This is a genomic window from Colwellia psychrerythraea (assembly GCF_000764225.1).
GTDB classification, from domain to species: domain Bacteria; phylum Pseudomonadota; class Gammaproteobacteria; order Enterobacterales; family Alteromonadaceae; genus Colwellia; species Colwellia psychrerythraea_D.
In genome coordinates this window covers 70,722-92,616 of record NZ_JQED01000003.1, presented here as the reverse complement: position 1 = coordinate 92,616, position 21,895 = coordinate 70,722, and the positions used below count along the sequence as shown (strand labels likewise).

Sequence of the window (21,895 nt, the reverse complement as noted above, 5' to 3'; positions counted from 1 at the left end):
CAATTTACTCATTACTCATATTACATAGTCGCGGAGTCCGTTTTCCATGCTAGAACAGATCAAAAACAATTTTACCGAAAGCATTCAAACACAAATAGCTGCTAGCGAGCTGCTAGGGCCATCTATTGAACATGCTGGTATGATGATGGTTCAATGCCTGCTTGGCGGCAATAAAATTATCTCTTGTGGTAATGGAGGCTCTGCTGGACATGCTCAGCATTTCTGTGCTCAATTACTGAATAAGTATGAAACTGAACGCCCTAGCCTTCCAGCAATTTCTTTAAATAGCGATATTTCTACCATTACCTCTATTGCTAATGATTACCAATATGATGAAGTTTTCTCCAAACAAATAAGAGCCCTTGGTCATAATGGTGACGTATTATTGGCTATTTCGACCAGTGGTAACTCCCGTAATGTCGTTAAAGCAATTGAAAGTGCCGTATCTCGTGATATCCCTATTATTGCCTTAACAGGTTTCGATGGTGGTGATATTTCAGGGTTACTAGGTGAGAGCGACGTTGAAATACGTGTTCCATCTGCAAGAACATCCAGAATTCAGGAAGTGCATTTAGTAGTCTTGCATAGCCTCTGTGAAATTATTGATAGTACACTGTTCCCGCAAGGTGAATCATAAATATTACTGTTCCAAAAGGGGGATCTTCAATGACTAAGAGTAAAACGGTACGTATCGTGGGGTTGCTTATGCTACTTTCTGCACTGCAGAGCTGTGCTGTTGCCACTGTAGTTGCTGTGACTGCTGGAGCTTCAATGGTGGCTGATAGACGAACTTTCAGTAAACAAATTGATGATCAAAGTATTGAGTTTGTCGCTCATAATGAATTGAATAAACAAAAGGCATTGTCAAAAAATACAAACTTGCACGTAGTTAGCATGAACGGTACTGTTTTAGTAATAGGCCAAGCACCTAACAGCTACCTCAGAGATCTGGCAATTAAAACCATCCAAGATGTACCTGATATTGTCACTATACATAACCAAGTTCGAATTGGCTCTACGACGGCTATCACTACGCAAAGTAATGATATTTGGTTAACGTCCAAAGTAAAATCAGCTTTGCTTGCCAATGGTGAAGTTAATGCAAAAGATATCAAAGTTGTCACCGAGAATTCAGAAGTATTCCTTCTAGGCTTAGTAACAAAACAAGAGGCTGATATTGTGGTAGAGATTGCACGGAACATTAACGGTGTAAGCCGTGTTTTTAAAGCTTTTGAATATATCTAACGCTGTAAGCTACCGCAAATCAAAGTAAAAAAACCTGTAGATATCTAGGATATTTACAGGTTTTCAAGTTTTATAAAAACAAGCTGGAAAATTATTTAATAATCTTCAGACTCGCTTTACTTTTTCCTTTGGGCTTGTCTGATTTTTCAGTCTCACTACCCGTAGAAGCAACGCTACTTAAAGTAGACTTTGGCTTTTCAGGAGGTACATCCACAATCTCATCTTCATCTTCAACAGGATGTTCGATTGGCAATGAAGTTCCTGCGCCATTTTCCTTGGCATAGATGGCACCTACAGCGCCGTAAGGGACCGTTATATGTTCCAACTTACCACCGAAACGGGCACTGAACTCAATGGCTCTGTCGCCTAATGCTATGGTACCGACAGCTGAACTAGCAATATTTAATACTATCTGCCCGTCAGCAACATAACTCATTGGCACTAATACACCGTAAACATTAACGTCTACCATAATGTATGGCGTTAGATCATTATCTGAAATCCACTCATAAAAAGCCTTAATTAAATAAGGCTTATTCGAGCTCATCGAGATAGGTGTTGCATCATCCATTAGGCTGGATGACCAAAGCGTAATTCACGCTCTTCTTCTGTCAGTGACGCTTGAAATGACTCACGTTCAAACAAACGTAACATATACGTTTTAAGTTCTTTTGAACCTTGACCAGTCAACTCAATACCAAATACAGGTAAACGCCATAATAAAGGAGCTAAGTAACAATCAACTAAGCTGTACTCTTCACTCATAAAGTATGGGGCTTCATTCAAAATTGGTGCAATACTTAATAAACTTTCTTTCAATTCCTGACGTGCTTTAGCTGCTTCTGTTGCAGTGCCAGACATAATCAATTTAGTAAGGCTATACCAATCTTGCTCGATGCGATGCATCATTAGGCGGCTACGTCCACGTGAGACAGGGTAAACTGGCATCAATGGTGGATGAGGAAAACGCTCATCTAAATATTCAACAATGATTTTAGCTTCATATAAGGCTAATTCACGATCAATTAAAGTCGGTACTGTGCCGTATGGATTCAAGTCCAATAGGTCTTCAGGCAAGTTAGCTAAATCAACTAAGTTGATGTCAACACCAACACCTTTTTCTGCTAGAACAATGCGTGCCTGATGACTATACATATCATCGGCATGAGAGAACAACGTCATCACAGAGCGTTTATTTGCTGCTACGGCCATAGAGCCTCCTAAAATCATTTACTTTAAAAAACAATACCAATTTGATTTAATTTCTTCTCAACTCAGAGCTATGCTCGATGTTCAATAACAAGGCAAATTTATTTAGGTTTAGTCATTCTAAATCCAATAAATTTAACGCTGTTAGTGGATATCGAGCAAGCTCCCAAGGGCGAGTTTAAAAGGCTTCTATGCTGCGTTATTGATTTTGACAATAGAATTACTATTATCTGCAATCAATGCCTTGCCTATTAAGTCTTTTAACTCTCGCTGAGTGGGAAAGAACTCAATCAATTTGGTATCATCAAAGGGGAATTCGATATTTTACTATCACCCCCCCTAAATTTACTACATCAAAAAACTTAGTGTACGTCTTTCCAATATTCTTTCTTTAAGAAATAAGAAATAATAAAGAAGAAAAATAAGAATGCTAATACCCAATAGCCCATCGCTTTACGCTCAAGTTTATTCGGTTCACCAACATACTCTAAGAAGTTTGTTAAATCACGTACTACAACATCATACTCTTCAGCAGTTAAACTACCACCCATTGCTGGAGATAAATTACCATGCTCATCAATAGTACTAACACCTTGCAGACCTTGTAAAACGTGCGGCATACCAACATCTTTAAATACTGTGTTGTTTACGTCAAATGGACGTGACTTATCAATATAAAAAGAACGTAAGTAAGTATAAATCCAATCTGGACTACGTAAACGCGCTTCCAAGGTTAAATCAGGTGGCGCGCTACCAAACCATTTTGCCGCTTCTTTTTCTGGCATGGTATTTAGAATATGATCACCAACTTTTTCACCAGTATACATATAGTTAGCGACACCGTCTGCTTTCTCTATACCTAAATCAGCAAAAGTACGATTGTAACGTTGGTATTGTAACTGATGACAACCTAAACAATAATTTATATACGTTTTAAAACCTTTTTTCAAAGACTCTTTATCCGATAAATCATTATTTGCTTTATCTAATTGGATACTTGGTCCTGATGCCACAGCAGTGAACGACATAAATGTCGTAACACTAATAAGTACGCCGAAAGTAGCGGCTATAATTAAATTTTTCATTAGTCTGCAATCCTTTCTGGAACTGGTTTAGTATTTTCATTTTTGCTGTAGAACCACAAAGCAATAAAGAAACCAAAATAGCCAAAACTAGCAATTACACCAATAAGATTAGCCGTTGGTGTTGCTGGCATAGTACCTAAAGCACCAAGAACAACAAAACAGATAGCAAATTGAATTAAGTTAACTAAATGCAATTTTGAACGATAACGAACTGATTTAACTACACCACGATCAAACCATGGTAAAGCAAATAACATAACGATAGCGCCAAACATAGCAACCGCGCCCAATAACTTATCAGGAACAACACGTAAAATAGTGTAGAAAGGACCAAAATACCATACTGGTGCAATATGCTCAGGTGTTTTCAAACCGTTAGCAGGAGTAAAGTTTGGTGCTTCCATGAAGTAACCACCACCTTCAGGAGCAAAGAACATCACCCAACAGAACAAGAATAGGAAACCAGCAACGCCCATAATATCTTTAACAGAATAATAAGGGTGGAAAGGAACCGCATCGACAATATCGTATTTATCACTATACTGCTTATGGAAAGTAAACTTGCTTAATTCTTCAGGTTTAACACTGCCTTTTGGCTTCTTAATGTCCACACCTTCAGGGTTATTTGAACCTACTTCATGTAAAGCAAGGATATGCAAGAACACTAAAACAACTAACACCAATGGCATAGCAATAACGTGTAAAGCGAAGAAACGGTTTAGTGTAGCACCTGAGATTACATAATCACCACGTATCCACAGTGTTAAGTCATCACCAATAATTGGCACAGCGCCAAACAACGAAATAATTACCTGAGCTCCCCAATATGACATATTACCCCAAGGTAATAAGTAACCCATAAAGGCTTCAGCCATCAACACTAAGAAGATCAACATACCGAAGATCCATAGTAATTCACGTGGCTTTTGGTAAGAGCCGTACATAAGACCACGCATCATGTGCATGTATACGACGACGAAAAAGGCCGATGCACCAGTAGAATGCATATAACGTAATAACCAACCGAAGTCGACGTCACGCATAATATATTCAACAGAGGCAAATGCTCCGGCACCAGATGGTTCATAATTCATTGTTAACCAAATACCGGTAACAATTTGGTTCACTAGTACTAACATGGCTAGAGAGCCAAAAAAGTACCAGAAGTTAAAGTTTTTTGGTGCTGGGTACTGAGCTAAATGCTTGTTCCAAGCATCTGTCACAGGTAAACGTTTGTCTATCCAACCCATGAAATCAGTAGCTAATTTCATTAACATTATGCATCTCCTTGAGCAACACCAATAAGTAAAGTGTCATCATTGATATAAGAATGCTCTGGAACCACTAAATTTAATGGTGCAGGAACGCCTTGAAATACACGACCGGCCATATCAAATTTACTACCGTGACATGGACAGAAGAAACCATTTGGAACGCCTTCAACGAACTGATCGAAATCACCAGCATGATGAGTCGGAGCACAACCTAAATGGGTACAAACACCCAAAGCAACTAAGAATTCAGGTTTAATTGAACGATAGGCATTAGTTGCATAAACTGGTTGTTGAGCTTTTTCAGAATTAGGGTCACGCAATTGATCATCGTGTTTAGCTAAGTTACTAACTGTTTGTTCCGATCTTCGGACTACATAAACGGGTTTACCACGCCATTCTGCTCGGATTAATTGACCAGGCTGTAATTTACCTATATTGACTTCAACTGGAGCACCCGCAGCTTTCGCGCGAGCACTTGGATTCCAGGAAGCAATAAAAGGCACAGCAGCCCCAACCACACCAGCACCACCAACAACTGCAGTAGCAGCGGTTAGGAAGCGTCTGCGGCCGTTATTTACAGGCACATTGCTCATTCATACTCTCCAACTAAGACACTAACAAAACAATTATTTTTATGACTTACTAAGTAATAAATTTACAATAACCAGCAAGCACAGCGTTTGTTTTTGTTAGATCAAATTCATACCAAGTGGTATATCGACAAAAAATTTTTACGATCATAAAGAAATAGCGTGTTTTTTACAAGGTAAAAAGGAGCTTAGACACTGTAAAAACAGAAATAATTTGAAATACTTTGAAATAGAATAAATAAAGCATATGTAGACTAAGTTAATAGGAGTTTTTAACAAAGAATTAGCATTACTTTGGACAAAAAAAAACCAACACAAAGTTGGTTTTTTAAGACGTATGAATTCTCTATATTCATCAGAACTCTAAATATTCTGAAATTAGACAAAGCGGTCAAGTTGTAAGTCCAAGAACTTATATTGAATAAGTGACTCGGACGAATAGCGATAACAACACAGCATAAATGCTAAGCATAATGAGGATTCACGCATAAAAAAACCGACGAAGAGTCGGTTTTTTATAAAATATAATTCTAAATAGTCTGGATTTAGACAAAGCTGTTAAGTTATGAGCCCCTGAACTTAGGCGTACTAAGTAATTGGGGCGAACAACGCAGACAATGCCGTATAAATCCTGAATATAATGAATTTTAACGTTTTGAGAATTGTGGTTTCTTACGTGCTTTATGTAAGCCCACTTTCTTACGTTCAACTTTACGCGCATCACGAGTAACGAATCCAGCTTTACGTAGGTCACTACGTAGAGTTTCATCAAAAACCATTAATGCACGAGTAATACCGTGACGAATTGCGCCAGCTTGACCTGAAATACCACCACCTACTACAGAGATGTTGAAGTCAAACTTTTCTAACATTTCAACTAACTCTAATGGTTGACGAACAACCATACGAGCAGTTTCACGACCGAAGTACTCAGAAATGTCACGTTTGTTAATTGTGATTGCACCGTTACCAGCTTTCATGAACACACGAGCAGTTGAGCTCTTGCGACGACCAGTACCGTAATATTGATTATCAGCCATTGCTTAAAGCTCCAAAAGTTGTGGTTGTTGTGCAGTATGCGCGTGCTCAGCACCAGCATACACTTTTAATTTGCGGAACATTTCACGACCTAAAGGACCTTTAGGTAACATGCCTTTAACAGCAAATTCAAGTACTCGTGTTGGTGCTTTTTCAATTAACTTTTCAAAGCTAATTTGTTTAAGACCACCAGGGAACTCAGTATGCGAGTAGTAAATTTTACCCTTCGCTTTGTTACCTGTTACACGTACTTTCTCAGCATTGATAACAACGATGTAATCGCCAGTATCTACGTGAGGAGTATATTCTGCTTTATGCTTACCGCGTAAACGGCTTGCAATTTCAGTAGCGATACGGCCTAAAGTTTTATCTTCGGCGTCCACTAAGAACCATTCGCGTTGTACGCTTGCTGGTTTTGCTACAAAAGTTTTCATTAAAAAACCCAATCTTAAATATGTTACTTAAATGATAATCTAAACATTCCCAAAAAAATGCTAATTACCGGTTAAATGGACTACACCATTGCCCCTTCGAGCATCGAGCCCAGCGCCACTATTTATGAGGAATTTTTCACATAAAAGTAAATAAAACCACAAAACAATAGGCATTTGTAACGTAGGGAGCGCGGATTATACAGAAAGAATTAGTGAAAATCACCTATATTTATTGATTAATAGCTATTTATTTCGAATTTTTGTCGTATTAGTCATTCATCATGGCTCTTTCTTTAGAATTCGCAACTGGCATGCAGTTACACTTTAGATTCTTAAACAGAAAATATGCGTATATTACTTCTTCTTTAATTTCTTTTTTAATTTGGTGCAAGATACAAAAAATCATCACATTTTCTAAAGGAGCTAACATTAGTTTGCTTTACTAATATTGAGTGATAAAAACTTTTAGGATACTTTGCAATAACCCTATATAGCACTGTCATGGTTAGAATATGATTCCAGTGACTATTGAAAGAAAGATTTATTTATATTATAGGCACTTAGCTTAATTATCACTGAAAGTGATTAAGCTCTACATTAAGCCAATGAGTAGTTAACAACGGATTACAAAACAACCACTTATTGGTTGACCAGTAATAAAAATCAAAAAAACTTGCAACAAAATTTTACATTTATCAATTTTTGTCGCAGTATGAAGCCAGCCCCCGTAAAAACTAATGGAAGTACAAATATGAAAAACTTACAAAATATGAAGAATAATACGCAAAAAGGTTTTACGTTAATTGAATTAATGATCGTTGTGGCAATTATCGGTATTTTGGCTGCCGTTGCGTTGCCTGCTTACCAGACTTATACACAAAGGGCACAGTTTTCTGAAGTCGTTTTAGCTGCTTCACCAGCTAAAACCGCGATAACGCTTTGTGCCACAATAGGAACTGGTGATTGTAGTGCTCTTTCTGATGGGAATGATGGCGCAGATAACGGTTGGGCTAATGCCGGCTTAGTAGATACAGTTGAAATCGGTGGTACATCAGCTGCCCCTACGGTAACAGCGACTTCAACAGCTACATTAGGTGATGGTTCACAAGCTTTTACCTTTATATTAACAGGAACAGTTGCTGATTCAGCTGTTACATGGGCTTCTTCTGGTTCATGTGAAACAGCAGGTTTGTGCTAAACAACAAGCTTTGACCTCTATTTAAAAAAGCTCTATTAGAGCTTTTTTTTTACCTTGCTTTTATACAACTAAAGTAAAATAAAGTCTTTATGTCAATCCAATCAAATTTAAAGTTTCCTTTTATTACACTATGCCTATATTTATTGGTTTTTATGCATATCATATTACCTACACCTGGTGGTATCGCACTTTATCTTGCTCCAAACATATTAGGTTGGATTTTTATTTCCTTACTAATTACTTCAGGGTTATGGCAAGTTATTCGTAAAAAAGAAATAATTTACAGTAACGTTCAGTTATTGTTCTTGCTCGGTGTTCTACTTCTCTTTATACCTTTATTTTATGATAATTTATTTAGTTACTTTGCTCTTCCTCGATTATTAGCCGCAACAGCTGGTTTATTATTGTTATTTTCGTTAACACAATTACGACTAAATAATCAGAATAAAATAGTCTTACTGCTATTATTGCTTTTAGGTGTTTCGATTGAAGTGATAATAGGCTTAGTACAATTATTTATACTTACACCCTTTGACATTGAAATTACGGGCTACACACCTCTTTCTGGTCAACCTTATGGATCTTTTACACAGCCCAATGTCATGGCGAGTTTTTTAGCTTCAGGTATAGCGCTTTCATTATTTTTATTATTACCGCATAACGCTAAATTATACGCAGAAAAATTGAAGATTTTTATATACCCTTGTTTATTTTTTTGCGTCTTATTAATTATCACTTTACAGTCTAAAATAGGATATTTAGGTGCTATTTTAGTGATACTCACCCTTACTCCTATTTTTATTAAATCCCCAGATATCTTTAGAAAGTCGATCTTGGTAATCATTTTTGGTGTTATTTTTGGGATAATATCGATGCAAACGATGCAGTCACTGAAAGAGACTAATAGAGGTAAAGGCCTATATAGTGACATGCACCGCACTGACATTTATAAAGTCGCGAGTAAAATGTTTATTGAAAAACCTTTACTTGGTTACGGTTATGGAAATTTCGAAAAAAACTATCGTGAATTTCATTTAAAAGAGATGAAAATAGATAAAAAATTAGCAGCACCGATACAAAAATTGAAGCATCCTCACAACGAAATATTATTTTGGGCTGTTGAGGGCGGTATTGTGAGCATTTTAGCGTTACTCACTTTCATTTACAGCTATTTATCTTTATTTAAAGGCTACTCATATACTAGAGCACTCCCTATACTTGCTCTAGTGATCCCAATACTACTTCATACTCAAACTGAGTTTCCTTTTTATCATTCCATCGTTCATTGGGTTTATTTTATTATTTTAATTTGGCTGACTGAACATAGTTTAGCAAAACAGAAGTTACTCACTATAACAATAAATCATACCGCCCCATTAAAAATCATTACTATTACATTCCCTATTATTACCTCTGTTTTTATGGTTACCTCAATACATACAGCTTTTAAAATGGAACAATTTAAAGTAAGTAATAATAAAGATGTTAATAGCGTAAATTCGATAATTAACACATTAGTTTGGCAAGATTATTTTGAAGTAACATTATACAATTATAAATTACAGAACGGATTTAAACAGAAAGATCCTAAAGCTTTATTAGAGTATATTCAGTGGGGAAATGAATTTGCTCAACATACACCAAGTAAAGAGTTATATTCAAATATGACCATTGCCTTAAAAACATTAGAATTAAATCATGTGTCCGTAGATGACCAACTCAAAGAAACCATCTATAAGGATGCTCTTAGATTATACCCAAATTTAGATAATTAATTTTAAGCGAGGTGCTCTTGTCATTTTCATCCTTAAAAATATAGCCTGAAAATTAAGATTAGTTCATTATAAATAAGTTTGTAAAAATCAACTACTCCTGCCCCCCTTTGATACTTGATTAATCTCTTTATGTGCTTTTGGCTAATTATCAGTTACACTCAATAGAATAGTTACTACTTTAGTATTTCCAAGAGGTTATAGCCAAACGTTATGAAAGGAAGTCATCAGCAAGCTAGCCTGCTATCTGCGCTGTCAAAGCAGAATCTTATTTCTTTAGAATCGATAGATGATATTACCGATGATTTCACTGGTAAAAAAATACCTTTTATTCGCTTTTTAATAGAAAATAAAAATCTTGATGGCAACAGTATTGCAAAAGTACTCTCTAAAAGCTTTGGCCACCCTCAAATTCAACTGAGTAAATTCGATACCAGCTTAGTGCCTGATGGTGTCCGCAATGAAAAACTGATCACTAAACATAACGCATTACCACTTTATTTGCGTGGCAAAGTACTGTTTGTTGCCATGTCAGACCCGACGAATTTAGATGCCTTAGAAGAAATACAGTTTAATACCGGTTATAACACTGAATTAGTTTTATGTGACGAGAAAAGCTTACAAGCATGTATTGAAAAAGTACTTGAAGATGAAAGTGGTGCATTAGATATCAGTGACATCGATGCCGACGAGTTAGCGGGTATTGATGTCGAAGAGTCGAAAAAAGAAGATGATAATCCTAATGGTGAAGATGATGCACCTATTGTTGTTTTCATCAATAAAATATTACTCGATGCGATTAAAAAAGGCGCCTCTGATTTACATTTTGAGCCCTATGAAAAGTCATTTCGTATCCGCTTTCGTATTGATGGTATTCTATCTGAAATCGCTAGACCCCCGGTAAGCTTGGCATCGAGAATGGCTGCTCGTTTAAAGGTTATGTCTAAGTTAGATATCGCAGAGCGTCGTGTGCCGCAAGATGGTCGAATCAAACTGGCATTATCAAAGAAAAAGTCAATCGACTTTCGCGTCAGTACTTTACCCACAATGTGGGGTGAAAAAATAGTGATGCGTATACTCGATTCATCCAGTGCAATGCTAGGCATCGATATGTTAGGTTACGAAGCCGAGCAGAAAAAAATATATATGGATGCGCTAGAGCAACCACAAGGTATGATTTTAGTTACCGGCCCAACCGGCTCAGGAAAAACAGTATCACTTTATACTGGCCTCAATATTCTTAATACACAAGAACGTAACATATCTACCGCAGAAGACCCGGTCGAAATTAACCTTGAAGGTATTAACCAGGTACAAATTAATAATCGTGCTGGTTTAACTTTCCCAAGTGCTTTGCGCTCATTCTTACGACAAGATCCTGATATTGTCATGGTAGGTGAAATTCGTGATTTAGAAACCGCTGAAATATCGATAAAAGCAGCCCAAACCGGCCATCTAGTATTATCAACGTTACATACTAATTCGGCTGCTGAAACACTAACTCGTTTACTTAATATGGGTGTGCCCTCGTATAACGTCGCCAGCTCTGTCTCCATTATTATTGCCCAGCGACTTGCCAGACGTTTATGTCCGCAATGTAAAGAAGAAGAAAAACTTTCTGAAATGCAATTAGCCGAGCAAGGCTTTCCAGCTGACCAGTTATCTGATATTAAATTATTCAAACCCGTAGGCTGTACTCACTGCACCGCAGGTTATAAGGGTCGCGTGGGTATTTATGAAGTCATAAAGATCAGCCCCACCATAGCTTCTATCATTATGGAAGGTGGTAACTCTCTTGATATAGCAAAACAATGCCAACAAGAAGGCTACAACAATTTGCGTCAATCAGGCTTATTAAAAGCAATGAACGGCATGACAAGTTTAGAAGAAATTAACCGTGTCACTAGCGCTTAACGTTACTTTCGGTTAACTTACTTATACTTAAGAAGATAATTCACCTATTTAATGGATATTACTTTATCACCTTCATAGCAAGATAGAATAAAGTGATTTATGGACCAGGGTTAACTATGGCTATTACAACAACAAAAAAGTCAGCTAAAGATAAGGCTAAAACTAAAGAACAAGATATCTTTGTTTGGCATGGGGTTAACCGGAAAGGGAAAAAAATTAATGGTGAGCTCCCTGCTAAAAGTATTATCGAGCTAAAAACTCAGCTACGAAAACAGGGAGTGACCCCAAGTCGCGTTAAGAAAAAAGCTAAACCATTATTTGGTATAGGAAGCGGAGACAAAGAAATATCGCCTGCCGACATTGCCGTTATTACCCGACAAATAGCGACTATGTTAGGTGCAGGCGTGCCACTAGTACAGACTATTGAAATGATAGGCAAGGGACATAGTAACGGTAAAATGCGCCTACTTCTTGGAGATATTGGCACTAAACTTTCGTCAGGTATCCCTTTATCAGACTGCTTACGTGAACACCCGCTTTTTTTCGATGAACTATACTGTGATCTAGTCGCCTCTGGTGAACAATCAGGTGCATTAGAAACCATTTATGGACGCATTGCTACCTATAAAGAAAAAGCTGAAGCGTTAAAAAGTAAAATAAAAAAAGCAATGACCTACCCTATTGCGGTATTGGTTATCGCCTTTATTGTCACGTCTATTCTATTGATCTTTGTTGTACCGGTGTTTCAAGAAATTTTTAATAGCTTTGGCGCTGAATTGCCCGCTTTCACCTTATTTGTCATTGCGATATCTGAGTTTATGCAAGCATATTGGTACTTTGGCTTAGCTGGCCTTTATTTGGCATTTTATTTGTTTAAAAAATCTCACCGAAATAGCCAGAAATTTCGTGATAATGTTGATAAGAATATCTTAAAGTTACCAGTTATTGGTGATTTGTTAGAAAAAGCAGCCGTAGCTCGATATGCTCGGACATTATCAACCACTTTTGCCGCTGGTGTTCCTTTGGTTGATGCATTGGAGTCCGCTGCTGGAGCATCGGGTAATGCGGTATTTAGGGATGCAATCTTGGAAGTACGTACAGAGGTATCTTCAGGTATGCAAATGAACTTAGCAATGCTTAATTGTAAAATATTCCCAGATATGGTTATTCAAATGGTAGCTATTGGTGAGGAATCAGGTACTGTTGATGGTATGTTGTCGAAAGTTGCTAATATATATGAGCAACAAGTGGATGATGCCGTTGATGGTTTAACAGCTTTATTAGAACCCATGATTATGGCGGTACTGGGCGTAGTTATTGGTGGTTTAATTATCGCTATGTACTTACCTATATTTGAAATCGGTAAAGTGGTATAACTCAAAATAATAGCAATGGAGTTATATAGATTTATAACTCCATTAGTTCAAATTCTCTACAATAAATCCAAAACAGGCAACTCAATTGTTAGAAAACTTTTTTTCACTCTTTAACCAATTTACTGTGATATTCCAACAAACCACAGTACTTTTTTATTTCACCGTTGCTTTACTTTCTTTGATTGTAGGTAGCTTCCTCAATGTAGTTATTTATCGCATACCTAAAATGATGGAATATACTTGGTATCAAGACTGTCGAGAGTTTCTCGCTGATGAAGTTGCTAATATTAAACCCAAGAACCTCCCACAGGTCACTCTTTCCAAACCCGACTCTACCTGCCCTAAGTGCGATCATAAGATTCGCTTTTATGAAAACATCCCAGTTTTTAGTTGGTTATTTCTAAAAGGTAAATGTAGCCAATGTAAAAACAAAATATCCGCCCGTTATCCTTTAATTGAAATTGCTACCATGGGGCTAAGCCTTATTGCTGCACATCATTTTGGCGCAACAATGATAACCCTGTGGGTATTACTGCTCACTTGGTGTTTGATTTCACTGACGATGATAGATTTAGATCATATGTTATTGCCTGATCAAATTACTCTGCCACTTCTCTGGTTAGGTTTATTGATAAACATCAATGGTACTTTTGTGCCGTTAAGTGATGCTGTTATTGGTGCTGCTGCTGGCTATATGAGTCTGTATTCTGTCTTTTGGCTTTTCAAAGCATTAACAGGCAAAGAAGGCATGGGCTTTGGCGACTTTAAATTATTCGCTGTTTTTGGCGCTTGGATCGGCTGGCAATTATTACCACTACTTATTTTAATGGCATCAGTCGTTGGTGCCGTTGTCGGTATTACTTTAATAATATTCAAAAATCATCAAAGAGAGCAAGGTATCCCCTTTGGTCCTTATTTAGCAGTAGCTGGCTGGATTACCTTATTATGGGGAGAGGGTATATGGTCATGGTATTTACAAAAACTCCTTTAATTCACAAGTTAAATAAGAAGTGTCTATCAACATGTCTAAACTAGTTATAGGTCTTACTGGCGGTATTGGTAGTGGTAAAACGACAGTTACCAATTACTTTGCTGAGTTAGGTGTCGACATAATTGATGCTGATATTATTGCCAGAGAAGTCGTTGCTGTTAACAGCCCTGCATTAAAAGCCATTGTTCAGCATTTCGGTCATGATTACATATTAGCTGATGGTCAACTCAACAGAGCTTTATTACGCAGTCGAATTTTTAGTCATGAAGCCGATAAGTTATGGTTAAACAAGCTATTACACCCCTTAATACGTAATGAAACCATTAAACAAACTAAAGAAGCTAACAGCGAGTATTGCATTTTGGTTGCTCCTTTACTTATTGAGAATAATCTTCTCGCACTGGTTGACCGTGTATTAATCGTTGATGTCAGTGAAACAACTCAAATATCGCGAACTTTATTACGAGATAGCAGTTCTGAGCGAGAAGTAAAAGCAATAATAGCAAGTCAAACAAGTCGCACCGTAAGAGTTAATGTCGCCGATGATATAATTAACAATGATGACTCATCTTTATCAGAAATAAAAACGGCTGTTCTATCACTTAATGAAAAGTATTTAGCCTTGACAAAAATGGTTTAAAAATCAACAATGAAATAGTTCTTTATTTACATTTTTGCTAAACTGGTTAACAAACTTTGCATGTCAACTGTCTTATATGAACATCCGCTCAATGAGCGAATACGAAACTACCTCAAACTTGAGCAACTCTTTGCTCAGGCATACACATGCCTTAGTGGCGACATCAGTATAGTTACTAGTCATCAAGTATTTTTTAATTCACTATTTTCTATATTGGATACCTTAGAGCGCAACGATACCCGTGGTGATTTAATCAAGGATTTAGAAAAGTTAGAGCAAAACCTTGTTGTCTGGTCAAAGGTTCCTGATGTAGATACCAGTGCACTTCAAAAGAATTTATCTGAAACAGTAAAGTTAGTCAGTCACCTGAGAATACCACGACCGACTTGGTGGCTATTAAAAGACGATAAATTACTTTCATGCTTAAAGCAACGTTTTGCTATTCAAGGCGGTAGTTCTAGTTTTGATTTACCACAATTGCACTTTTGGCTTCACCAGAGTGAAGCACAAACTAAACAAGAAGTCCGAGAATGGCTTTCCCTATTAAGTGATATATCATCAGCTCTTGCAATCGTACTTAAATTTATTCGTTTACGCGCTGAATTTGAAACTATCGAAGTAGAAAGTGGCTTTTACCAGGATAACGGTGAAGGCCTCATATTGTTGAGAATAAAATTAGCCAAGGATGCTGCCTATTATCCTACCGTCAGTGGCAACAAATTCCGCTACTCAATCCGCTTTATGTTGCCTTGCCAAAACACCGGCCGCAGGTATGCTAACCAAGCAACTGAATTTCAATTAGCACGTTGTTAACAGCTTGTCTTTGATATGCTCTTGCCACATAAGGGTGTTCGTTTAAGCACGCCTCAGTCATTCATATTTGTCGTACACTTTTTTAAAGAATTGCTCCTTTAAAATGTAGCCTGAATATCAATTAACAAACCCCTTTCAAAGAACTGCTGATTCCATGCAATCAGCATTAGTGTATAATTAGCATTACGTTCAACTTTAATCATAAACAACTATGACCTTAAAAGTCCCCTGCCCACAATGCCAAACAACAGTTTTGTGGAAAGAAACAAGCGAATTTAGACCTTTCTGTAGTAAACGCTGTCAACTTATTGATCTCGGTGAATGGGCAGAAGAAAACCATAAAATTAGCCAAAAAATCCAAACTGACACTGTTTTATCAGAAGAAATGTTAGATGCTATGGAAGATGAGTTTTTACTTAGCAACAAGTTCTTTGTTGAACCTGAGTAAAATTGCTTTTCTCTAAAATGAGTTTTCGAGTAGCTTATCAATAATGGCTTTATTTGCTTCTGGAAAGTTTAGTTGCTCAAACTCACTCAAAGCGAACCAACCTTGCCCTTGACCTTCCTGTGCGTTAGGTGCACCAATATAGTTTTCAACAATAAAAACATCGAGACATACACTTTTGACTTTGCCTTCTCCACGATAGGTATGTTCAACCTTAATGAGTGGTTGGCAAGATAGGACTTCGATAGCCACCTCCTCTTTAAGCTCTCTTGCGAGTGCTTGAGCAACAGTTTCATCCTTTTCCACCTTACCACCAGGGAACTCCCACTTTCCACCTTGATGGACCTCTTTAAGGCGCTTAGTTAAGAAATATTCAAAAGCCCCGCCATCATTCGCTTTTCTTATAACCCCTACTGCGACGTGTACAATTTTACTCATATTCTGCCTTTTAAATTTTGTGTTCAAAGCGTTTGACGCATATTAATATGCCTTTGTGTATATGCCTTGAGGATCACCTTTTGAAATAACTTAGCTATATAATAAAAATGCCAGTCATTAGACTGGCATTTTGTACTCATAAGCATAGCTGTTAGGCTAACTTACCGTGACATTGCTTATATTTCTTACCTGAGCCACACGGGCAAGGTTCATTACGACCCACACGAGGCATTTTTGCTTGCTCATCAGTATTTGTTCCTTGATGTTGGAAATCCTTCGGTACTTCTTCAGACTTCCTGTGCTGCTCTTCTACCGCTTCAACGTCAGATTCAGCACGGATTTGCACTTTAGATAAAATACCAACAACGTCATACTTTAAGTTATCTAACATTTCAGTAAATAATTCAAAAGATTCACGTTTGAATTCTTGCTTAGGATTCTTTTGTGCATGAGCACGTAATCCGATACCTTGGCGGAGATGATCCATAGCTGATAAATGCTCTTTCCAATGAGAATCTAAACTTTGTAACATTACAGCTTTTTCAAATTGTCGTAAAACATCGGCGCCAACAGCTTCTTCTTTATCTTTATAAGCTTGCTCAAACTCAGCCACGATTTTGTCGCGTAAGCTTTCTTCATGAAGTTTACTGTCTTCTTCAAGCCATTTAGCGATAGTCAATTCTGTTGAATATTCACCTTTCAACTGTTCTTCAAGGCCTTGTATATCCCACATTTCGTCTAATGATTGACGTGGAATATGTTGATCAATTACCCCATTAATAACATCACTTCTGATTGCATCAACAACTGAACCAATTTCTTCATTATCCAATAACTCATTACGCTGCTCATAGATAACACCACGTTGATCATTAGCAACATCATCATACTCTAATAATTGCTTACGCATATCAAAGTTACGACCTTCAACTTTACGTTGAGCATTTTCAATACTACGAGTTACCCAAGGATGCTCAATAGCCTCACCTTTTTCCATGCCTAATTTACGCATCATATTTGAAATACGTTCTGAGGCAAAAATACGCATCAATGAATCTTCCATTGATAAGTAAAAGCGCGTTGAACCTTCATCACCTTGCCTACCTGAGCGACCTCGAAGCTGATTATCAATTCGTCTAGACTCATGACGTTCTGTTGCAACTATATGTAAACCACCTAGCTCAAGCACACGTTCATGGTCAACTTTCCACTGCGCTTTAGTTTTAACGATATCATCTTCACTAGGATTAGTTAATTTAGCGATTGCAGCATCTAAGTTACCACCTAATACAATATCAGTACCACGACCAGCCATATTAGTAGCAATTGTTACTGCACCTTCTTTACCGGCATCAGCTACAATTTCAGCTTCTTGTTGGTGAAACTTAGCATTAAGTACTTTGTGTTTAATTTTTGCTTTTTTCAAGAAGTCAGACAAAAACTCAGACGTTTCAATGGCAATAGTACCAACAAGAACTGGCTGCCCACGTTTCACACAATCTTGAATATCAGCTAAAATAGCTTCGAACTTTTCTTCTGTTGTTAAGTAAATTAAATCAGATAGATCTTTACGAACCATAGGTTGGTTGGTAGGAATAATAACCGTTTCTAAACCATAAATGTGATTAAATTCAAAAGCTTCAGTATCTGCTGTCCCTGTCATACCTGACAGTTTTTCATAAATTCTGAAGTAGTTTTGAAAAGTAATAGAAGCAAGTGTCTGATTTTCATTTTGAATATTAACACCCTCTTTCGCCTCTACAGCCTGATGAAGACCTTCAGACCAACGACGACCTTCCATCGTTCGCCCTGTATGCTCATCAACAATAACTATCTCGTCATCTTTTACAATATAATCAACATCTTTTTGAAATAATTTATGGGCGCGAAGTGCTGCCATAACGTGATGTAATAAGGTTATGTTAGCTGCAGAGAATAAAGTATCGCCTGGTGTAAGTAACTCTTTCTCCACCATGATTTCTTCAATATGAATTTGACCACGTTCTGTTAAGTAGACCTGTTTAGCTTTTTCATCAATTGTGAAATCACCCGTACTCTCTTCGCCTTCCTTATCTTCTTCATCTTGCTGCTCAAGTGTAGGCACTAAAGTATTAATGGTCTTATAAAGTGCAGAACTATCTTCAGCTTGACCAGAAATGATAAGTGGTGTTCTAGCTTCATCAATTAGGATTGAATCAACTTCATCAATAATGGCAAAATGTAATGGTTTTTGAGAGCGCTCTTGTGGTGAGAACACCATATTGTCACGTAAATAATCAAAGCCAAATTCATTATTCGTACCGTAAGTAACATCCGATTGATATGCCGCTTGCTTATCTTGCGTTGTCATTCCCGCAATATTACAGCCAACAGTTAACCCAAGAAACTCAAATAAGGGACGACTCCAATCGGCATCACGAGTTGCAAGGTAATCATTTACTGTAATAACATGCACACCTTTACCAGTTAATGCGTTGAGGTATGATGGCAAAGTTGCCGTTAATGTTTTACCTTCACCAGTACGCATCTCAGCAATTTTGCCTTCATTCAGTACCATGCCGCCAATCATTTGCACATCGAAATGACGCATACCAAAGACTCGCTTACTAGCTTCTCTAACGACAGCAAAGGCTTCAACTAGCAATTGTTCTACCGTTTCTCCATTAGAAAATCGTTCTTTAAATTCTGCAGTTTTGGCTTTTAATTCTTCATCACTTAACGCTTCTAATACCGGTTCAAGTGCATTTATTTTAGTTACTTCTTTTCTCATTTGTTTTAGTAATCTATCATTTCGACTACCAAACATTTTTGTTAACAAATTTCCAAACATCTTATTTAAACCATTTAGTGAGAATTATCAGTGGCTAAAATGGCCACCTTTAGTGAATGTATTATGATAACCGTTTAATATTTTCTTGGTTATTTCCCTTTGCGATAAACAAATTTAATTGGGTTTATTTGTTTATTATTTCGTAATATTTCATAGTGAACATGTGGCCCTGTTGATCGGCCTGTACTACCCATAAGAGCAATATTCTGCCCTTTGTTTACGACATCACCAACCTTGACCAGTAAATCTTTATTATGACCATAGCGAGTAGCTAAGCCATTGCCATGATTTATCTCTATGAGTTGCCCGTAGCCATAACGTTTACTTGCCCAAGTGACAACACCTGATGCAGTAGCAATAACGGCAGTATTTTCTTTACCAGCAAAATCAACACCTTTATGCATTGTCGGCTTACCATTAAAAGGGTCTTTACGAACACCATAATATGAAGATAACCAGCCTTTGGTTATCGGTCGACCTGATAAATAACCATTATTTTGTATATGGTGACCAAAAGTTAAAGATTCAAGCATTTGTAGCTGTTTTTCTTCGTAATTTATCTCACTTTCAAAGCGCTCTATCTCTACAATGAGTTGCTCTAGGGTTTTTCCATTCACCAGAGGATGACTTGATGCCGGCCCCCCGCTCGCTGGTAGCTGGTCAAAATTAAACTCTTTTTTGGGAATGCTAGCATCATCAGCTAACCGGTTACCAAGTGCATTTAAACGTAATACTTGGCTTTGTAATTCAGCTAGTTTAATTGTTAATGCGGTAATCTGCTGGTTTTTCGCTTGGATTGGGGTCGAATTAACTTGAGAGTACACTTGGTATTTCTCGTCGCTGGGCTTTAATTTATTGCTGACAATTAAATGCACAACTAACCCAGAAATAAGTGCGAAAGCACACACAGCAGATAACCAATGCAATTTAGTAAGGCGCATTGAAAATCTGACGTTCTTTCCTCGGTATAGTAGTGTTAAACTCATAGGTATCTATTTCGGTTAATATATTCAGTAGCTGTTTTATTGGATTTTGGTAGTAACAATGGCTAGAAAATCAAAAGTCCCTATTAATATGTCGGCTCTATTGCAAACAACGACTGGCACTTTGGCACATATTCAAACAAAAACCAACTCTTTGACTATTTTGGCTGACATTGTACGGCAAATTTGCCCTGATTTGCCAGAAGATGCTTGGCATATTGCAAATTGTCGCGAAGATTCCCTAATCATTGAAGTAAAATCACCTGTTTGGGGGCAAAGGTTGCAGTTTGAACGTAACACTATTTGTAACGCATTAAGAAGTAGTACCGACGGTAATTTTCAGCGTATTGAAATTAAAGTAAATCCGCAAGGTTTTCGCCAACATCGCCATGAGCTTACAGAAAAAACACGCGCTGAACTGATCAAATCAAGCGAAGCAAAGTTGCAACAAAATAATACGGTTGTAAATGAGAAAACAGCGAAACAATTTTTAGATATCGCTAAGAAAGCACCAAAAGGTTTGAAAGAAAAATTAGAAAAATTAGCAAAAGTGGCAGGGAAAAAATAGATTAAGAGAAATAACGATGCGAACATATCACCTTGAGTGTTAACAGGTCATTGTTCGCATATTGAAGGCAGTAAGCTAAAACGCCGTTGCGTTTACTTCCTGGTATTCTATTGGTGAAGCTTTATCACCTTCATAGGTGACCCATTCCCATGAATCAGTCTGTTTAAAAACTTCTCTGAGTAATAGATTGTTTAAACCATGGCCCGATTTAAAGGCATTTAATTCACCCAAAATACTAGCACTGCCCATGTAAAGATCGCCAATAGCATCAAGAATTTTATGCTTTACGAATTCATCATCGTAACGTAATTCATTTTTATTAAGCATTCTATAATTATCAAGTACGATGGCATTTTCTAAACTACCACCTAAAGCTAGGTTATGTGAGCGTAAAAACTCAATGTCTTTCATGAAACCAAACGTTCTCGCACGACTAATTTCTTTAATAAAAGAACAACTAGAGAAGTCCATACTCATAGTTTGGCAGGTTTTCTCAATAACAGGGTGCTCAAATTCAATAGAGAAATTAACTCTAAAGCCTTCATAAGGCAATAATTCAGCCCATTTGTCACCCTCTTCTACGCGAATTGCTTTCTTAATACGTAAAAAACGTTTTGCTGCATTTAAGGTCTCAATGCCAACTGATTGAATTAAGTAAACGAAAGGTAAAGCACTACCATCCATAATAGGTATTTCAGGTGCATCAACATCGATAATTAAATTATCGATGCCTAAACCCGCAACCGCTGAGAGTAAATGTTCAACCGTTGAGACCTTAACTTGCTGCTCATTAACCAAACAGGTACATAACGTTGTTTCGCCCACAGCTTCAGGTGACGCTTTGATATCAACCACAGGGTCGAGGTCAACACGACGGAAAACAATACCGGTGTTTGCCGGTGCAGGACGGAGAGTAACCTGCACTTTTTCACCTTTATGTAAACCAACACCTACTGTTGAAACACTTGTTTTTAATGTACGTTGCTTAATCATATCAGCCTCGCTTATTTTTACTTTTTACTGGTTAATAAATGTAATTGCTTTTATCAATA

At 37.3% G+C, this 21,895-nt stretch carries 22 protein-coding genes; 11 read left to right on the top strand and 11 right to left on the bottom strand.

What is annotated here, in order from left to right; translation table 11 throughout:
* The first annotated feature begins 46 nt into the window (after window positions 1–46).
* On the top strand, window positions 47–637 hold the full coding sequence (locus tag ND2E_RS20755) for a phosphoheptose isomerase (protein ID WP_033091889.1): 591 nt from the start codon (window positions 47–49) through the stop codon (window positions 635–637).
* Window positions 638–666: 29 nt separating this feature from the next.
* The gene (locus ND2E_RS20760; protein ID WP_033091888.1) at window positions 667–1,245 is read left to right on the top strand and encodes a BON domain-containing protein; all 579 of its coding nucleotides are present in this window, start codon (window positions 667–669) and stop codon (window positions 1,243–1,245) included.
* A gap of 91 nt (window positions 1,246–1,336) precedes the next feature.
* Here the strand turns inward: ND2E_RS20760 and ND2E_RS20765 are convergent, their stop codons facing one another.
* From ND2E_RS20765 to rplM, 7 genes are all read right to left on the bottom strand, one after another.
* Window positions 1,337–1,816, bottom strand: coding sequence for a ClpXP protease specificity-enhancing factor (locus ND2E_RS20765; protein ID WP_033091887.1), 480 nt, complete (start codon window positions 1,814–1,816; stop codon window positions 1,337–1,339).
* Window positions 1,816–2,457, bottom strand: a complete 642-nt coding sequence (sspA, locus tag ND2E_RS20770; RefSeq protein ID WP_033091886.1) for a stringent starvation protein SspA — start codon at window positions 2,455–2,457, stop codon at window positions 1,816–1,818. Before sspA ends, ND2E_RS20765 begins: the two co-directional genes overlap by 1 nt.
* A 359-nt stretch (window positions 2,458–2,816) precedes the next feature.
* The gene (locus ND2E_RS20775; RefSeq protein ID WP_033091885.1) at window positions 2,817–3,539 is read right to left on the bottom strand and encodes a cytochrome c1; all 723 of its coding nucleotides are present in this window, start codon (window positions 3,537–3,539) and stop codon (window positions 2,817–2,819) included.
* The gene (locus ND2E_RS20780) at window positions 3,539–4,816 is read right to left on the bottom strand and encodes a cytochrome b (protein ID WP_223303494.1); all 1,278 of its coding nucleotides are present in this window, start codon (window positions 4,814–4,816) and stop codon (window positions 3,539–3,541) included. The genes ND2E_RS20775 and ND2E_RS20780 overlap by 1 nt, the downstream gene beginning before the upstream one ends.
* Window positions 4,816–5,406: a ubiquinol-cytochrome c reductase iron-sulfur subunit gene (gene petA, locus ND2E_RS20785; RefSeq protein WP_033091884.1), complete on the bottom strand. Its 591-nt coding sequence runs from the start codon at window positions 5,404–5,406 to the stop codon at window positions 4,816–4,818. Before petA ends, ND2E_RS20780 begins: the two co-directional genes overlap by 1 nt.
* A 644-nt stretch (window positions 5,407–6,050) precedes the next feature.
* The gene (gene rpsI / locus ND2E_RS20790) at window positions 6,051–6,443 is read right to left on the bottom strand and encodes a 30S ribosomal protein S9 (protein ID WP_033091883.1); all 393 of its coding nucleotides are present in this window, start codon (window positions 6,441–6,443) and stop codon (window positions 6,051–6,053) included.
* Between the two features lie 3 nt (window positions 6,444–6,446).
* Window positions 6,447–6,875 carry a 50S ribosomal protein L13 gene (rplM, locus tag ND2E_RS20795; protein ID WP_033091882.1) on the bottom strand — a complete coding sequence of 143 codons (429 nt, stop codon included), beginning with the start codon at window positions 6,873–6,875 and terminating at the stop codon, window positions 6,447–6,449.
* A 751-nt stretch (window positions 6,876–7,626) separates the two neighbouring features.
* Here rplM and ND2E_RS20800 point away from each other — a divergent pair.
* The 8 genes from ND2E_RS20800 to yacG all read left to right on the top strand — a co-directional run bounded on the left by ND2E_RS20800 (window position 7,627) and on the right by yacG (window position 16,027).
* Window positions 7,627–8,073, top strand: a complete 447-nt coding sequence (locus ND2E_RS20800; RefSeq protein WP_033091881.1) for a pilin — start codon at window positions 7,627–7,629, stop codon at window positions 8,071–8,073.
* A gap of 152 nt (window positions 8,074–8,225) precedes the next feature.
* Window positions 8,226–9,848, top strand: coding sequence for a PglL family O-oligosaccharyltransferase (locus ND2E_RS20805; protein ID WP_033091880.1), 1,623 nt, complete (start codon window positions 8,226–8,228; stop codon window positions 9,846–9,848).
* Window positions 9,849–10,058: 210 nt separating this feature from the next.
* Window positions 10,059–11,759, top strand: coding sequence for a type IV-A pilus assembly ATPase PilB (pilB, locus tag ND2E_RS20810; protein ID WP_033091879.1), 1,701 nt, complete (start codon window positions 10,059–10,061; stop codon window positions 11,757–11,759).
* Between the two features lie 116 nt (window positions 11,760–11,875).
* The gene (locus tag ND2E_RS20815; RefSeq protein WP_033091878.1) at window positions 11,876–13,135 is read left to right on the top strand and encodes a type II secretion system F family protein; all 1,260 of its coding nucleotides are present in this window, start codon (window positions 11,876–11,878) and stop codon (window positions 13,133–13,135) included.
* Window positions 13,136–13,220: 85 nt separating this feature from the next.
* Entirely contained in the window at window positions 13,221–14,126 is a 906-nt protein-coding gene (locus tag ND2E_RS20820) for a prepilin peptidase (protein WP_081961935.1), read from the top strand.
* A 31-nt stretch (window positions 14,127–14,157) separates the two neighbouring features.
* Window positions 14,158–14,766 carry a dephospho-CoA kinase gene (gene coaE, locus ND2E_RS20825; RefSeq protein WP_033091877.1) on the top strand — a complete coding sequence of 203 codons (609 nt, stop codon included), beginning with the start codon at window positions 14,158–14,160 and terminating at the stop codon, window positions 14,764–14,766.
* Between the two features lie 60 nt (window positions 14,767–14,826).
* Window positions 14,827–15,579, top strand: a complete 753-nt coding sequence (zapD, locus tag ND2E_RS20830; protein ID WP_033091876.1) for a cell division protein ZapD — start codon at window positions 14,827–14,829, stop codon at window positions 15,577–15,579.
* A gap of 211 nt (window positions 15,580–15,790) precedes the next feature.
* The gene (gene yacG / locus ND2E_RS20835; protein WP_033091875.1) at window positions 15,791–16,027 is read left to right on the top strand and encodes a DNA gyrase inhibitor YacG; all 237 of its coding nucleotides are present in this window, start codon (window positions 15,791–15,793) and stop codon (window positions 16,025–16,027) included.
* A gap of 12 nt (window positions 16,028–16,039) precedes the next feature.
* On the opposite strand, the gene mutT is transcribed toward yacG, so the two are convergent.
* The 3 genes from mutT to ND2E_RS20850 all read right to left on the bottom strand — a co-directional run bounded on the left by mutT (window position 16,040) and on the right by ND2E_RS20850 (window position 20,278).
* On the bottom strand, window positions 16,040–16,462 hold the full coding sequence (gene mutT, locus ND2E_RS20840) for an 8-oxo-dGTP diphosphatase MutT (RefSeq protein ID WP_033091874.1): 423 nt from the start codon (window positions 16,460–16,462) through the stop codon (window positions 16,040–16,042).
* A gap of 151 nt (window positions 16,463–16,613) precedes the next feature.
* A complete protein-coding gene (gene secA, locus ND2E_RS20845; RefSeq protein ID WP_033091873.1) occupies window positions 16,614–19,292 on the bottom strand; it encodes a preprotein translocase subunit SecA in 2,679 nt (892 codons plus the stop codon).
* Between the two features lie 89 nt (window positions 19,293–19,381).
* A complete protein-coding gene (locus ND2E_RS20850) occupies window positions 19,382–20,278 on the bottom strand; it encodes a M23 family metallopeptidase (protein ID WP_033091872.1) in 897 nt (298 codons plus the stop codon).
* A gap of 58 nt (window positions 20,279–20,336) precedes the next feature.
* Between ND2E_RS20850 and ND2E_RS20855 the strand changes: the two genes are divergently transcribed.
* Complete coding sequence (locus tag ND2E_RS20855; protein ID WP_033091871.1) at window positions 20,337–20,843, top strand: DUF721 domain-containing protein; 507 nt, start codon at window positions 20,337–20,339, stop codon at window positions 20,841–20,843.
* A gap of 75 nt (window positions 20,844–20,918) precedes the next feature.
* Here the strand turns inward: ND2E_RS20855 and lpxC are convergent, their stop codons facing one another.
* Entirely contained in the window at window positions 20,919–21,836 is a 918-nt protein-coding gene (gene lpxC / locus ND2E_RS20860) for a UDP-3-O-acyl-N-acetylglucosamine deacetylase (protein ID WP_033091870.1), read from the bottom strand.
* Window positions 21,837–21,895: the final 59 nt, after the last annotated feature.